Source organism: Pseudomonas sp. HY7a-MNA-CIBAN-0227, from assembly GCF_040310325.1.
Classification (GTDB): Bacteria; Pseudomonadota; Gammaproteobacteria; order Pseudomonadales; family Pseudomonadaceae; genus Aquipseudomonas.
In genome coordinates, this window is sequence record NZ_JBEOPT010000156.1 from 1 (window position 1) to 268 (window position 268).

The following is a 268-nucleotide window of genomic DNA, read 5'->3' on the forward strand; positions in this document are numbered from 1 at the left end:
GTAGTAACCAGCGTAAAAGATAGGTAGGCTAGTGACAGGGTTGGTAATCCAAGTTAAACCAAGCGCCATAGGGACATTGGCACGAAAAATTAGCGAGCCAATTAATGCTAATAACATCTGTCCGGGTAGCGGAAAAAATGCACTGAGCACGCCGATATAGACCGCTTTATTTAAGCTGTGCCGGTTAAAATGCCATAAGCGCGGATCAGCCAAATGCGGTGCAAATAATTTTAAAATGCGGCTTTCTAGAATTTTCTCTGGTGTGGGC

General features: G+C 44.4%; 1 protein-coding gene. It reads right to left on the minus strand.

Annotated elements, in window-relative coordinates:
• The coding region (locus AAEZ06_RS27390; protein WP_350617250.1) for a DUF2062 domain-containing protein at positions 1 to 268 on the minus strand (268 nt) is incomplete at both ends.